This is a genomic window from Paraburkholderia sp. GV068, assembly GCF_003058125.1.
Taxonomy (GTDB): Bacteria; Pseudomonadota; Gammaproteobacteria; order Burkholderiales; family Burkholderiaceae; genus Paraburkholderia; species Paraburkholderia graminis.
This window is the reverse complement of the sequence record NZ_QBUB01000007.1, coordinates 196,494-212,151: the sequence shown is the minus strand read 5'-3', so window position 1 is coordinate 212,151 and position 15,658 is coordinate 196,494. Positions and strand designations below refer to the sequence as shown.

At 66.1% G+C, this 15,658-nt stretch carries 7 protein-coding genes; 4 read left to right on the top strand and 3 right to left on the bottom strand.

The window, feature by feature from the left end:
- Window positions 1–9: 9 nt before the first annotated feature.
- Together C8K18_RS16745 and C8K18_RS16740 are read right to left on the bottom strand one after the other, a co-directional pair.
- Window positions 10–1,320 carry an FAD-binding oxidoreductase gene (locus C8K18_RS16745; protein WP_107708383.1) on the bottom strand — a complete coding sequence of 437 codons (1,311 nt, stop codon included), beginning with the start codon at window positions 1,318–1,320 and terminating at the stop codon, window positions 10–12.
- 22 nt (window positions 1,321–1,342) lie between these two features.
- On the bottom strand, window positions 1,343–2,770 hold the full coding sequence (locus C8K18_RS16740) for a homospermidine synthase (protein ID WP_107708382.1): 1,428 nt from the start codon (window positions 2,768–2,770) through the stop codon (window positions 1,343–1,345).
- A gap of 246 nt (window positions 2,771–3,016) precedes the next feature.
- Here C8K18_RS16740 and C8K18_RS16735 point away from each other — a divergent pair, with 246 nt between their 5' ends.
- A complete protein-coding gene (locus tag C8K18_RS16735) occupies window positions 3,017–3,250 on the top strand; it encodes a hypothetical protein (protein WP_029969219.1) in 234 nt (77 codons plus the stop codon).
- Window positions 3,251–3,343: 93 nt separating this feature from the next.
- Here the strand turns inward: C8K18_RS16735 and C8K18_RS16730 are convergent, their stop codons facing one another.
- Window positions 3,344–5,929: an FUSC family membrane protein gene (locus C8K18_RS16730; RefSeq protein WP_107708381.1), complete on the bottom strand. Its 2,586-nt coding sequence runs from the start codon at window positions 5,927–5,929 to the stop codon at window positions 3,344–3,346.
- 244 nt (window positions 5,930–6,173) lie between these two features.
- On the opposite strand from C8K18_RS16730, the gene recC reads away from it, so the two are divergent.
- From recC to C8K18_RS16715, 3 genes are read left to right on the top strand one after another with little or no spacing between them, the layout of a single operon-like run.
- A complete protein-coding gene (recC, locus tag C8K18_RS16725) occupies window positions 6,174–9,587 on the top strand; it encodes an exodeoxyribonuclease V subunit gamma (protein WP_107708516.1) in 3,414 nt (1,137 codons plus the stop codon).
- Complete coding sequence (gene recB / locus C8K18_RS16720) at window positions 9,584–13,285, top strand: exodeoxyribonuclease V subunit beta (protein WP_107708380.1); 3,702 nt, start codon at window positions 9,584–9,586, stop codon at window positions 13,283–13,285. Before recC ends, recB begins: the two co-directional genes overlap by 4 nt.
- Window positions 13,282–15,636, top strand: a complete 2,355-nt coding sequence (locus tag C8K18_RS16715; protein ID WP_107708379.1) for an AAA family ATPase — start codon at window positions 13,282–13,284, stop codon at window positions 15,634–15,636. Before recB ends, C8K18_RS16715 begins: the two co-directional genes overlap by 4 nt.
- The last annotated feature ends 22 nt before the right edge of the window (window positions 15,637–15,658 follow it).

The following is a 15,658-nucleotide window of genomic DNA, read 5'->3' as shown; positions in this document are numbered from 1 at the left end:
GGCGTTGCCCTACAAAAGCTCGCGCAGCTTGTAGTACCACATGCCCAGCACCAGAGCCCGCGTGCGAAGCGCCTTGCCGCCGGGGAAGCGCCGATGCCGGATGCGGCTGAACACGTCGAAGGTCGACGCGTCGCCCGCGATCGCGTCGGCGAGAATCTTCCCGGCCATTCCCGCGAACACCAGACCGTGCCCGGAAAAGCCTTGCACGTAGTAAATGTTCGCGCCGATCCGGCCGAGGTCCGGCGCGCGGTTCATGGTGACGTCGACGAAACCGCCCCACGCGTAGTCGATGCCGACATCGGCGAGTTGCGGGAAAACGCCCGTGATCCGATCCCGCATCCTGTCGATCAGATTACGCGGCGTCGTGGCGTCATAGCTTTCTCCGGCGCCGAACAACAGCCGGTTATCGGCGCTCAGCCGGAAGTAATCGAGGATGAGATTGTTGTCCGACGCCGCGGCTCGGCCCGGCATGAGCTCGTTGGCGAATGCGTCGGAAAGCGGCTCGGTGGCGACCATGTAGGTGCCCACCGGCATGATCCGCGCCTCGATCTCGGGCGCCGGATGATCGCCGAATTCGCCGAGATAAACGTTGCCGGCGATCACCACGCGGTCGCACGACACCGCGCCTTCGGCTGTCTTCACGACGGGCCGCGCGCCGCGTTCGAGCCGGGACACCGCTGAATTTTCGAAGACCTTGACTCCCGCTTGCCGCGCCGCTTCGCCGAGACCGAGGCAGTACAGCAGCGGATGCAGATGACCGGACCCGCCGTCATACACGCCGGCAGAAAATCTTTGCGTGGCGATATGCGAACGAAGCGCCGACCGATCCAGCCATTCGAGCGGATACGCATACCGGTCCTGTGTGCGCTCCATCCACTCCTTGAGTTTGCGCGCCTTCCGATCGTTGACGGCGAGCGTCAGATAACCGCGCCGATAATGGCATTCGATGTCATAACGCGCGAGACGCTCTTCGAGCAGGCGCAGACCTTCGAGCGACACGTCCCAGGCCTTGCGCGCGATCTCGCGCGAGCACTGCTGCTCGATCGCGTCTTCTCCTTCCGCGCCGAAGCCGACAATCGCCTGCCCGCCATTGCGGCCCGACGCGCCCCAGCCGATGCGCTGCGCTTCCAGCAGCGCGACGTCGAAGCCGCGCCCGGCCAGTTCCAACGCGCACGAAACGCCCGCGTAGCCGCCGCCGATCACGCACACATCCACGGACAGCTTTTGCTGCAGCGGCGCGCTCGGTTGCGGACGCGTGACGCTCGCCTCGTAATACGAGTCCTCGACGACGCCAAGCTCCTTGTTCAGCAGCGACGACATAGGCTGCGCTCCAGGTATCGGTTCACCACGGAACCCGTACGTTGAGAAACTGCCAGGGGTCCTCGTCGTACGGCGTGTCGAAAAGCGGCGAGCGCTGGTCGAGCGGCGTCCATGTGTCGTACACGCCGACGAGTTCGCCCAGGTACGGACGAGCGACCCGCATCACCGTCCGATAGTCGATGTCGTCGGGTTCGACCACGCCGGCCCGCGGATTCTCGAGTGCCCACACGATGCCGCCCATGATGCCGGCCACCACCTGGAGGCTCGTCGCGGTGTTATGCGGCGCGAGGCGCCGGGCTTGCGGCGTGGTCAGCCGCGAGCCGTACCAGTAAACGCCTTTGTCGTTGCCCATCAGCAGCACGCCGAGTTCGTCGGCGCCGTCGACGATTTCGTCGCGCATGATCCGCTTGTTGTCCTGCATGCGCCAGCCACGTCCGGCGAATTCCTCGATCGACAGCAGCGCGTCGTCGCACGGACGATACGCATAGTGAACCGTCGGGCGATACACGACCTCGCCGTCCTTGCGCAATGTCAGATGGTCCGCGATCGAGATCGACTCGCCATGCGTGACAAGAAAGCCCTGATAGCTGCCGGCGAGCGGCGTCCAACTGCGTACGCGCGTGGCAAGTCCCGGCCGTTGCAGATAGATCGCCGCATCGCTGCCGAACCCATGACGCTGTGCGTCGGCGGGCCAATGACGCTCATGCGTGCCCCAGCCCAGTTCCGCCGGCTGCATGCCTTCTTCGACGAAGGCATCGACGGACCAGGTGTTGACGAACTCGTTGCGCGCCTTGCGGCGTTCGGAGAACTGCCAGTCCTGTTCAGCGACGTGAATCGCCTTGATGTCGAGGCGCTGCGCGAGCACGGCCCAATCTTCGTAGCTGTCGAGCGCGGTCGGCTGGATGCCGCTGTTCTCCGCCATGTCGACCAGCGCCTGTTTGACGAAAGCCGAAGCGAGCCCAGGGTTCGCGCCTTGCGTCAAAACCGCTGTCGGGCCGTCGCGCTTGTCGAGGCGAAAAGCCAGCACCGCCTCGCGCAGTGCGTAATTGCTGCGCCGTGATGGAGGACGGTCGGGATCGGTTGATCCGCCTTCCCACGGTTCGATGGACGTATCGAGATAGAGCGCGTCGCGAGACCAGCAAAAGCGAATCAGCGATTCGCTCGACACATTGACGGACAGGTTGACCAGCAGCGTGCCTTTCGTCACATATGCCGTAAGCAGTGTCTCGAAGTTGTCTTCGCTGAGCGCCTGCTCGACGACATGCACGCCGCATTCATGGGCGATCGCCGTGTCATTACCAGGCGGACACACCACGGTCACGTCTTTTGGGCTCACCTCGATGTGTCTTAAAAGCACCGGTAAAAGCGAACTCGCTATGCTGCCGAATCCGATGATTACAACGCCGCTGTTGCAAACAGCGTGCTTCGTCCACTGCACATGCGCATCCATCTTTCCTCCCGACTACCGCGCGTTGGGTCGCGCTTCTTTGTGCGGGCGTGATGCGTGGCTCCAATGTTTCGGCCCGCATTAGCGGCGCAGCATTGCGCGTGCCGGGGATTTTTCATTTCGGTTCGATAGCATCGCAAGCCTTGCTGTCCACCGCTTGCCGACTGCAAGGCGAGTGCAAGGCGCCTCGGCGTAGAATGCCGCCTTCTCCGCTATCTTCCGCGATTGCCTCGCGGTCCGAGTCGCCTCATGAACAAACCGCCGCGCAAGAAAAACCCGACCTTCGGCATCGCTGTATTCATTGTGGTCGCGGTACTGTTCGTCATCGCCACGCTGTTCTATAACGCGATCAAGGAGAAGCGCGAGTTCGACAACGACAACGCGCCGGCGGCTTCCGTTTCATCGGGCGCAGCGGCGGCGACGGCCACGGCGACGAGCGCTGCGGCTACTGCTGCGAAGCCTGCGAGCGGCACGGCGCAGTGAGCTTGTCGCGGTCATGGTGTATGACCGCGTGTGAGTTTGAGTCGGACGCGCTTAGGCGTCGCACTTCACTACGCTAGTTCAAGCCCGGTCGCGTCATTCATCGGGCAGGCGGATCACGCTCGCGTCCTTGCGAATCAACGCCGCCGCCGTCAGCATCTGCTTGCATTGATGCGCAAGCAGTTTGATGTCGTGCACCGCATCGGCCGAATAGTCCTGCGATTTCTCCGCTTCGACCACCATCGTGTCCAGTTCGCGCGTGATCTGTTTGATCTGCTCGCCCTGGTCCGCAGGCGGCGCAGTGCCTGCTTCTGCTTCGGTGAGATTGTCGCGCACGAGACTCAACGCGCGTTGCAGCGGCTGCAGCGACACGCCCTCGGCGTGTTGCGCGGAGGTGCGCAAGAGCGGCGCGGCTGCGGTGATTTGCGATGCAAGCACATGGCTGCTCACCAGCAAACCATTGAGTTCGGGGACGAACTTCTGCGCCGATTTCGGTTCGAGCATCATCCGCTGAAAGGCCTGGCCGAGGTTTGCAAACGCGACGTGCACGTTCTTGCGCGCGAGGCGGTAGCGGTAATCGCGATCGAGTGCAGTGGCGGCGGCCGCGGCAGCGGGCGAGGCGCCGGCGACGGGCTTCGCCGTCGTGTTGGTGGTTGCGGAAGCTGGTGTGCTTGCGGGCGCGCTTGATGTTGTTGCCGGTGCAGTTGCCGATGGGCTTGCTGTTGCGCCTGCCGCGGCTCCTAACGCCGCGCTCCCTGCGATGTTCGCTTCGGCGCCTGTTCGCACGTTCGCCGACACATCCGCTTGCGATAGCCCCCGATTGCCAGCCACCAAACCATCACTCGTCAGCGGCCCGCTTGCAGCCGCCAACGCCGGCCTGCCGACATCGATCGCCGGGTCCGCCATCGCCGCGACCGGCGCCCGCGCGCCCGCTTCGGTCACGGTGGCGGCGAGCGGCGCGGCCGGCTTGCCGCTCCACCACCAGCTTGCTTCAAGAAACTGCCGCGTCGCGCTGATCACGTTGTTGACCAGCTTGCCCATCAGACGATATTCCCAGTACGGGAACAGATGGCTCGCGGCAATCGCGATCGCGCAGCCGACCACGGTGTCGATCGCGCGTTCGCCGATGATGTGCAGGCTGCCGGGCGCAAGCAGATGAAACATCAGCAGCACATACGATGACGTGAACACCACGCTCGCCGCGTAATTGAACAGCAGCAGGCTGTAGCTCATCACCATCGACGCGAACATCACCACCAGCAGAATGTGCGGCTCCTTCACGAAGATCATCAGCGCGATGCTCGCCGTGCAGCCGATCAACGTGCCGACGATCCGCTGCCCGTTGCGCTGCTTGGTCAGCGAATAACCGGGCTTCAGGATGATGACCGTAGTCATCACGATCCAGTAAGCGTTCGTGAGCGGCAGCAGGCGGCCGAGCCAGAAGCCGACCGCCACCGCGATCGTCACGCGCAACGCGTGACGAAAGCTCGGCGAGGACATCGTCAGGTTCGAGAAGATCTGGCCGAACGGCACACGGCGGCTCGACACGAAGCGGTTCAGCGCCTGATCGAGGCGCAGTTCCGTTTCGGTCGTGGCCGGATCGCTCGAAAGACTCTTGCGCATCTTGTCGATCAGTCGCGTGGCGCTCCACACGCGGCGGAATGTGGACGACACCGCCGAATACGCCTCGGGATTCTTCGCCGGCAACTCCTGCTTGCGCATCAGTTCGATTTCGAACTCGATGGCGCGCAGTTCCGCCTTCACATTCACGCGTGCGCGCGGCGCATGATTCTGCAGGACGGCGAGCCCGATTTCCTCGAGATCCTCAGCGGCTTTGCGGATCAGATCGCGATAGAACACCAGCAGGTCGGTGCCGCCGAAGGTATTGCGCACGAGCGGGTAATCGGTATGCGTGCCGACGAACAACTCATGCAAATCGACCGTGTTGATAAACAGATTGAACAGCATCGCGCGACGCGGCTCGAGCTTGCCGCTCTTTAACTTCGGCAGATTGCGCAGCACGATGTCACGCGCCGCGTCCTGCCGCTCGACCGCGGCGATCTGCTTGGCGACCAGGTTGCGATAACACTCGTCCAGATCGTTATCGAGGTCGTAAAACGCGGCGCGCGCGAGCAGATAATCGGCGCAGGCGAACACGCTTTCGGCGAGCGCCTGCTGCTCGATCCGATGCATCATCCAGCGGCTCACGGCAGTCGACCAGTACGTGAACCAGAGCCCGCCCACGAGTATCCACGACGCATTCACGAGCGCCTGCATCGGCGTAAAGTGCTCCTCGAGCGTCATGATCATCATGAAGAGCGTGGCGAAGCTGATCTGCGGCCAGCGGTTGCCATACACGACGATCAACGACAGCACGAACGTGAGCGGCACGACGGTGCACCACAGCGCCACCGGATTGACCGTGGCAAGGCCGGTGGCGAGCGCGGACAGAAAACCGATCACCGAGCACGCCAGCATTTCGTTGTGCTTGTACTTGAGCGGACCCGGCATGTCGACGACACATGCGCCGAGCGCGCCCGTCGCAATCGTGAAGCCCAGCTCGCGATTGTGAAACACGATCAGGCACAGCACCGCTGGTAACGACACGCCGACCGCGATGCGCAGTCCGCCATAAAAATACTGGCTGTAAAGGAATTTTTTTATTTCGACCGAATAGCGCATCGACAGCCTGGTTTCATTCACTGACAAAAAGCGGTTGAGGACACAACTTCGGATACAACTTCGGGCGCAACTTGGACAGCCCAAAACTGCCGACGAGTCTAACTGATTTTGCGTCTGATCTGACCTCCCCGATTCGGGCGGGTTCTGCGCCGCGAGCGGCTTTGTTATGCTGTCGCTTCAATGTCTGCCGAGCTTCGCGCGTTCGTCGCGAATGCGGCAAAGCCCCATCGCGTTGTCAGGACCCATGCTCCAGCTCTTCTATTCGAACCGTTATGAAACGCTCGTCGGCGCGCTGCTCGACGATCTCGCGCAAGCGCCGTCCGATCCCTGGACCGCGCAGCCCGTGATCGTGCCGAGCGCTGCTGTGCGGCGGCGGCTCGAACTGGACATCGCGGCGCGCCAGGGCGTGTGCGCGAACGTCAGCTTCGGCTATCTCGCGCAATGGCTGTGGGCGCAAATCGGCGGCGTGATCGAGGTGCCGCGGCATTCGCCGTTCGCGCCGGACCGGCTCGTGTGGCGTTGTTATCGTTTGCTCGGCGATTCGAACGAAGCCTTGCCGTGGAATGCGTCGCCGCGTCTTCGCGCGTATCTCGATGCGGCCGATCCGTCCATGCGCTATGAACTCGCGCGCCGTGTGGCGACCGTGCTCGATCACTATCTGACCTATCGGCCGGAGTGGCTGTTGCAATGGCAGAAGGGCGGTTCGATTTTCGCGAGCGGTGCAGCGGACGACACGGGCCCGCGCCTCGTCGGCGCAAGCGAGGCAGCGCGCGAAGATGAGCGATGGCAGGCGGCGCTGTGGCGCGCGGTGCTGACCGAACTCGCCGGGGAAGCCGGGGACGCGGGGGGTGCCGGGGGTGCCGGGGGGGCACAAGCGCCCGCAGCCGCGCTGCCGCCCGCCTATCGTTTCCTCGACGAAATCGGCACGCTGGATCTCGACGCGATTGCCAACGCCAGGTGGCCCGAAGCGGTGAGCGTGTTCGCGCTGCCCACCATGCCGCCATTGCACGTCGCGTTGCTGCGCGCGCTATCGCGTTGGGTCGACGTGCGTCTGTACGTGATGAACCCGTGCCGCGAATTCTGGTTCGACGTGGTGAGCGAAGGCCGCGTTCAGGCGCTCGACGCGGCAGGGCAGTTGGACTATCAGGAAGTGGGTCATCCGCTGCTGGCCGAATGGGGTCGTCAGACGCAGGCGCAGTTGCACATGCTGCACGAACTCACCGAAAGCGCGGCTTCGGGCGAGACGGGCGAGTTCACGGAGAATCCCGAACCGAGCTGGCTCGCCGCCGTGCAAAACAGCATTCTCGATCTGCGTTCCGAGACGCAGGCGGACGAGTTGCCGTACGAGCACGGCATCGAAGTTCATGTGTGCCATAGCCTCTCGCGGCAGCTCGAAGTGCTGCACGATCGTCTGCTTGGCTGGTTCGACGAGTTCGACAACCTGGAACCGTCTGACGTGCTCGTCGCCGTGTCCGATCTGGCCGCCGCCGGTCCGCTGATCGACGCCGTGTTCGGCACCACGCCGGCTGGCGACACGCGCCGCATTCCGTATCGGATCACCGGCTTGCCGCCTTCGCAGGCCAATCCCGTCGCGCGTCTCTTGCTCGACTGGCTCGCGTTGCCCGAGCGCAGCGTCGGCGCGCCGGACCTGATCGAATGGTTGCGCGTCGACGCGGTTGCGGTGCGTTACGGCATCGACGCGGGTTCGCTCGAAGCCGCGCAGGAATGGCTCGCGGCGGCCGGCGCGCGGCGCGGGCTGTCGCCTGCCGAGCCGAGCGGCGAACACGTGCCGGTCGCGCGTCACACGTTTGCCGATGCGTTGACGCGCCTGTACCTCGGCTATGCGATGCCCGACGGCGGCGAGCCGGTGGATGCGTGGCTGCCCGTCGAGGGCGCGGGCGGCTCGGACGCCGAACTGCTCGGCCGTCTGTCGCGTTTCGTCGACGACGTGGACAGCTTCGCGAGCCGCTGCGCGAGCGAACAGACGCCCGCCGAATGGACGCAGTTGCTGCTCGAAACGCTTGCTCAATGTTTTGACGGCGGCGTCCAGTTCGCCGAGTCGCTCTCCGCCGTGCGAGACGCGATCGACAAGATGAGCGACGCGATGCAGGCCGGCGCGCAGGAGGTCACGCTGCCCGCCGCGGTCGTGCGCGGCGCGCTCACCGAAGCGCTCGACGACCCGGCGCGTGGCGGCGTGCCTTGGGGCAGCGTGACGTTTTCATCGCTGACGAGCTTGCGTGGCTTGCCCTACCGCGTGGTGTGTCTGCTCGGCATGGACGACGGCGTGCTGCCGAGTCTCGCGCGTGCCGACGAGTTCGATCTGATGGCCGCGTTCGGCAAAGCCGGCGACCGCCAGCGCCGCGACGACGAGCGCAATCTGTTTCTCGATCTGCTGCTCGCCGCGCGCAGCCGTCTCTTTATCGCGTACACGGGACGTAGCATTCGCGACAACGCACCGTTGCCGCCGGCCGCGCTCGTCGACGAACTGCTCGACTATCTCGCGCAAGTGTCGGCGGGCGAGGGCGCGAGTCCCGCGGAGGTTGACGAGGCGCGCCGCGCGTTCATTGTCGATCATCCGTTGCAGGCGTTCGCGTCGGAGTACTTCGCCGCGCAGCCCGAGCTTTTCACCTACGACGCCGATCGCGCGGAACTCGCGACCTTGCTGGCCGCGCCGCAGCAGAAAACCGCCGCGCCGTTCTTCGACCAGCCCTTGCCGCCCGAAGACGCCGCGCCTGTCGCGTTCGACGATTTCGTGCGTTTCTGGCGTCATCCGGCGCGAGCAGTGCTGCGCGATCGCCTCGGCATCGTGTTGTCCGACGCGCAGGCCGAACTGCTCGACACCGAGCCGTTCGAACTCGACTACGCCGGTCGCGACGCGTTGGCCGGGCGTCTGTTGCCGGTACTGCTCGACACGGACGACGAAGACGGCGATCTCATGTTCGACCGCGTGCGGCGTGTCGCCGAGGCGAGTCCCGAATTGCCAGGAGGCGCGACCGGCGCGGTGTGGCGCGCGCGCGAACTGGGCGCGCTGCGCCAGTTGGCCGACAGCGTGCGCCGCGAAGTGGCGTCGGGCATCGAGCGCTTGCCGTTCGTGCTCGACATCGCGCCGCGCTGGCCGGACGCTGCGGACATCGCCGGCGACCTGTTCGGCTCGCATGACGAAGCGCTTCGCGAAGCCGCCGAAGCGCCGTTGCAATTGCACGGCACGTTGAACCTGCTGACCGATACGGGACAAGTGATTTTTCGCTACGCCAAACCCACCGCGCGCGACTATCTGTCGGCATGGCTCGCGCATCTGGCTTATTGCGCGGCCCGGCCGGACGGTCCGCGCCGCACCGTCTGGCACGGCAGCGGCGAGAGCTTCGAGCTTGCGCCGGTCGCCGCGCCGCTCGATCAACTCGCGCCGCTCGCCGCGCTGTTCAGGGCAGGGCGCAGATTGCCGCTGCGCTTTTTCCCGAAGAGCGCGTGGGCCAAAGTCAGCGAAAGCGATTCCGCAGCGCAGGGCGTGTGGATCAACGACCGCGTGCGCGGCGAGTCCGACGACCCGGCCTTGCGCATCGCGCTGCGAGGCACGCCGCTCACGCTCGACGAACCGTTCGGCAGCCTCGCGTCGATCGTGTTCAAGCCGTTGATGCAGCATCTGCGGAGCACGTCATGAGCGCGCTGCATCGTCATACGCTGGCGGCTGAGGAGCTTGACGTCTTCGCGTGTTCGCTCGACGGCGTCAATCAGATCGAAGCCTCGGCGGGCACCGGCAAGACGTGGAACATCTGCGCGCTGTATGTGCGCTTGCTGCTCGAGAAGAACCTGAACGCCGATCAGATTCTCGTCGTAACCTTCACGAAGGCCGCGACCGCCGAACTGCACGAGCGCATTCGCGGCCGGCTCGCGGAACTGCATCGCGCGATCGAACTTGACGACGACGGCGGCGATCCGTTTATCCGCCGGCTCTTCGAAACGACGCTTGCGCCGGAGCGCGGCATCGACCGCGAGACCGCGCTGAAGGTCGTGCGCCGCGCGCTGCGCACATTCGATCAGGCGGCCATCCACACGATTCACGCGTTCTGCCAGCGCGCGCTTCAGGAGGCGCCGTTTGCTGCCGCCATGCCGTTCGCCTTCGAGATGGAAGCCGACGACGCCGCACTCCGCTTCGAAATGGCCGCCGATTTCTGGCGCGAGCAGGTCGAGCCCGTCGCGCATGCGCATCCCTCATTCGCCGCATGGCTGGTGGCGAGACGCGCCGGGCCCGCATCGCTCGACGAACAACTCGCGCGGCGCCTGAAGAAGCCGTTGGCGCAATTGCGCTGGGGAAGCATGAGCGCCGACGCGAGCGCCGATCCGCAAGCCGGTTTCGACGCCGCCTGCGAGTTGTGGCATGCCGAGCGCGATGCGATCGTCAGCCTGCTCGCCGAGGCACAGGACCGCTTGAGCAAGACCACACACAAGCCCGATCACGTGAGCGCCGCGATTGCCGCATGGACCGAGTACTTCGCGCAAGGCGATTGCCATGCGCCGCCGCCGCGGGCCGCGCTGAAACTGACGGCCTCGGCGTTGAAGAAGGCCACGAAGGTCAAGTTGGATCCGCCGCAACACGCGTTTTTTGAACACGCGGAAGCGCTCGCCGCGGCCGTCGTCGCGGCGGAAGCGGCGCAACGCGCGCGCTGGCTCGCGATCGTGCAAACCTGGCTCGATCATGCGCCCGCCGAACTGGTCGCGCGCAAGCGCACGCGCCGCGTCGTTTCGTTCGACGATCTGTTGTCGAATTTGTACCGTGCGCTGGCCGCGCATCCGTGGCTAGCCGATGCGTTGCGCGCCCGTTATCCCGCCGCTTTGATCGATGAGTTTCAGGACACCGATCCGCTGCAGTTCGCGATCTTCAGCCGCATTTTCGCGCCGGCCGGGCCGCTCTTTCTGGTCGGCGATCCGAAGCAGGCCATCTACAGTTTTCGCGCGGCCGATCTGCATACGTATCTGGCGGCGCGCGCGTCGGCTTCGGCGCGTTATACGCTGGCCGTCAATCAGCGGTCCACGGCGCCCATCGTCGACGCTTGCAATCGCGTGTTCGAGGCGAACCCGCAGGCCTTCGTGCTCGAAGGGCTCGACTATCAGCCGGTGCGCGCGGGCGAACGGCGCAGGCCGCCGTTCTCCGATCTCGATGCGAGCGGCGGCGACTTTTGCATCTGGACCTTGCCACCGGGCGAGCAGGCGTTGACCAAGCGCGAGGCTCAGCGCGAAGCGAGCGAAGCGTGCGCGGCCGAAATCGTCCGGCTGTTGCGCGGCGCGCGCGAGGGCACCGTGACGATCGGCGACGCGCCGCTTGCGCCGGGCAATATCGCGGTGCTCGTGCAGACGCACAAGCAGGGCAGCCTCATCAAACGCGTGCTGGCGGCGTGGGGCGTCGGCAGTGTGGAACTGGCGCAGGCGTCGGTGTTCGCGACGCTCGACGCCGAGCAGATCGAGCGCGTGCTGGCCGCCGTCGATACGCCCGGCGACTTGCGCCGTCTGCGCGCCGCGCTCGCGACCGACTGGCTCGGGCTCGATGCTGCGGCGCTGTGGCGTTTGGAGCAGGTCGCCGACGCGCCCGCTGTCGCCGACGATCCCGCGCACGCCGCCGACGCGATGGGCTGGGTCGAGCGGTTTTCGCGCTATCGCATGCTCTGGCACGAGCGCGGCTTTGCCGTCATGTGGCGCACGCTGATGCGCGAACTGCGGATCGCACAACGGCTCGTCGCCGCGCCGGACGGCGAGCGACGTCTCACCAACGTCAACCATCTTGCCGAACTCGTGCAGGCGCGCGCGGCCACGCAGCCGGGCATCGCGCCGACCTTGCGCTGGCTTGCCGCGCAGCGGACGCAGGGCGGCGGCGAGGAAGCGCAGTTGCGGCTCGAGTCCGACCGCAATCTCGTGCAGATCGTCACCGTGCACAAGTCGAAAGGACTCGAATATGCAGTCGTGTTCTGCCCATTTCTGAATGACGGCGGATTGCGCGAACCGCCGTCGTCGGGTTTGCCGGATGCACGCGAATATCACGATCCGGGCGGCGACGCGGTACTGCATTACGGCTGCGACGACGAAGAGGCGGAACGCGCGGCCCGTCACGCGGCGCGCGAGCAGGCGGCCGAGCGGGCGCGGCTCGTCTACGTCGCGCTGACGCGTGCGGTGTATCGCTGTTATCTCGTGGCGGGCACCTACCTGTCGTCGCGTTCCACGAAAGAGTCGCGGCGCAGCGTGTTGAACTGGCTGGTGGCCGGCAGCGGCTACGAATTCGACGACTGGCTCGCCGATCCGCCGGACGAAGCGGCGTTGTCCGCGCGCTGGCAAGCGCTGGCGGGCGGTCCGATCGCATTGCAGCCGCTGCCGAAGGTGGAGCGCCGCAGGCCGCTCGAGAGCATGCAGGAAAGCGGCGCGCGGAAACGCGCTCGGAGCCATCGCCGGTCTTTACGCGATCAGTGGCGCATGGCGAGCTTTAGCGGTCTGATCGCCGCGGGCGACAAGGCCGAAGAGGCGCAAGCGCCGCTGGAGGAAGTGCGTCCCGATCACGACGAGATAGCCGATGTGCTGGCCGCGGCGCCGACGTTGTTGGCAGCCGCGCCTGCGCTGCAAGTATCCTCGCTTGCCGCCGACGATATTCTCGCGTTTCCGCGCGGTGCCGCGGCCGGCGAGTGCCTGCACCGGATGTTCGAACTGGCGGATTTCAGCCATCCGTGCACGTGGCCCGACGCGATTCGCGGTGCGTTGCGCGAGCGTCCCGCGCCGGCGTCGCCGGACCTCGCGCCGCGTTTGCCGGCGATGATGCATAAGCTGCTGGAGGACGTGGTGAGCACGGAACTCGTGCCCGGCATGACGCTCGCGCAACTCGATCCACGGCGGCGTCTGAACGAGCTCGAATTTCTGTTCGCCGCGCCTTCGCTCGATTTCGCCGCGCTGCGCGCGTTGCTGATCGAGCACGGCTATCCAGATGTAGCGCTGGAGCCGGGCGCGCTGCGCGGTTTCGTCAAAGGATTCATCGACATGATCGTCGAACACGACGGGCGTTTCTGGATCGTCGACTGGAAGTCGAACCATCTGGGCGAGACCGCCGAAGACTACTCGGCCGTGCCGCTCGAAGCCGCGATGGCGAGCCATGCTTACCACCTCCAGGCGCTGCTTTATACGGTCGCGCTGCATCGCTATCTGAAGACGCGGTTGCGCGATTATTCGTACGACGCGCATATCGGCGGCTATCTGTATCTGTTCGTGCGCGGCGTGCGTCCGCATTGGCGCGACGCGGAAGGGCCGGCCGGCGTGCATGCCAGACGGCCGTCGTTCGAACTGGTCGCGTTGCTCGACGCGGCGATGATCGGCGGCGGCGTATGAGCACGTTCGATCGGGACGCATCGGTGCCGTTGGCGTCGGTGCCGTCGTTGCAACTCGAAGACATCGGCGTCAATCTGCCTGCGCCGGCTGATTTCAGCATTGCGCTCGCGGAAGGTTTCGCGCGCCGCATTGGCGCATTGGCGCGACGCGGCGGCGCATCCGGCGACGCGGTCAAGTGGGCGGCGCGCGCTGCTTTCGCCGCGAGTCGCGCGACCGCGGAAGGGCACGTGTGCGTGCCGCTTGCGTCGCTCGCGCAGCGCTTCGAGGCGTCCGCTGCCGAGGTACGCGCAGCGCTGTTCGCGAGCGGCATGGCGAGCGATGGCGCGAGCGGCGCTGCGGCGCTGCGGCCGCTTGTTATCGACGGACAAGGGCGGCTGTACCTCGCGCGCTACTACGATTACGAACGGCGTCTCGCACGGGCGCTGGTCGCGCATGCGGGCGCGGCTCACCGTTTTTCCGATGCCGCGGCGCCGTGGCTCGTCGGGCGTTCCGGCCCAGCGGGCGGTGCGCGCAGCGACGAGGCGGTCGGTGCAAGAAAGGTGGCGGGCGGCGATGCCGACGCCACCTCCAACGCAGCCACCGACGCAGCCACCGACGCAGCCACCGACGCAGCCACTGGCGCAGCCACTGGCGCGATCACCGACGCCTCCTCCAACGCCTCCACCAACGCCGACGACACCCAAACGCTCAACGAACGTCTCCTACGCTACTTCGGCCCGCCGAAGGACGACCAGGTCGATTGGCAGCGCGTGGCTGCCGTGATGGCGCTGTCGGGACGGCTCACGATTGTCAGCGGCGGCCCGGGCACGGGCAAGACGACGACCGTGGTCGGCGTGCTCGCGTGTCTGCTCGATACGCGCGCCGATTTGCGGATCGCGCTGGCGGCGCCTACCGGCAAGGCGGCGCAGCGCATGCAGGAAGCCCTGCTCGCGCGCGCCGGAGATCTGCCGCCCGAGCTGGCCGCGCGTTTGCCGCAGACGTCGTATACGTTGCATCGTCTGCTCGGCTCGGGGCCGGGCGGGCGCTTCCGGCATCATCGGGATAATCCATTGCCGTATGACGTCGTCGTGATCGACGAGGCGTCGATGATCGACGTCGCGATGGCCGCGCATCTGCTCGACGCCATTGCACCGCATACGCGGCTCGTGATGCTCGGCGACAAGGATCAGCTCGCGGCGGTCGAGGCCGGCGCCGTGTTCGCGGAATTGAGCGCCCAGCCGACTTTTACCGCGCAAGGGTTGAAGCGGATTGCCGGCGCTTTGGGCATTGACGAGGCGCGGCTGGTTCGGTCGCTGCCGCGAGTCGCGCAGGACATCGACGCGGACGCCGGGCGTTTCACGAAAGGCTCGCACTTGCCCGACAGCGATGGCGATGACGTCCCCGATCTTTTCCGCGGCCCCGAAGACGACGTTTTCCACGAGCCCGTTGCGGCCCGTTCCGCCCGCGAGCCAGTCAATGCGGATCTCTTTGACGCCGACGTCTCCAGCAACAACTTGCGCCCCGCGCCGGCCGCTCAGCAGCCGCCAAGCCCACTCGCGGATTGCGTCGTGTGGCTCGAGCGCAATTATCGGTTCGGGCTCGAATCGCCGATCGGCCGCCTGTCGCTGGCGATTCGCAATGGCGCGGCGAGCGCCGCGCTCGACGTGCTGCTCGCCGACGCGACGCAAGCTGCGGCCGTGCTTCACGAAGACGCGCAGGCGACGCTGACCGAGCGCACCGTCGAGCGCCTCGCCGCCGGCTTCGCGCCTTATGCGCGAGCGCTGGCCGCAGCGCTCGCCGAGGCGACGCCGAACCCGTTGCCGCTATTCGACGCGCTCAATCGCTTCCGTGTTTTGTGCGCGACGCGCTCCGGCGCGCGCGGCGTCGATCAGGTGAACGCGCTGATGGCGGCGCAGGTGCGGCGCGTGGCCGGCGTCACGCTCGCAGTCGGTGCGCAGTGGTTTGCCGGGCGGCCGGTGATGGTCACGCGCAACGACTACGCGCTGGGGCTTTTCAATGGCGACATCGGCATTGCGCTGCCGGGCGCGGGCGGTGCGCTGCGGGTCTATTTTCGCACCGGCGACGGCGGTCTGCGAGCCGTGTCGCCCGCCGCGCTGCCGCCGCACGACACCGCGTTCGCGCTGACGGTGCACAAGTCGCAAGGCTCGGAGTTCGAGCATGCGGTTCTGATGCTGCCGTCCGCATTCAGCAGGGTGTTGTCGCGCGAACTGGTTTATACGGCGATCACGCGCGCTCGTGAACGGGTCGAGGTGATCGGGGCGCGCGCGGTGCTGGCGCAAGCGATCGCCACGCCGACGCAGCGCGACTCGGGGCTTGCCGCGAGAATTGCGGAGGCTTCGCGGGGGCGTTAGCAGTAGCGGTGCATCGGTGTGA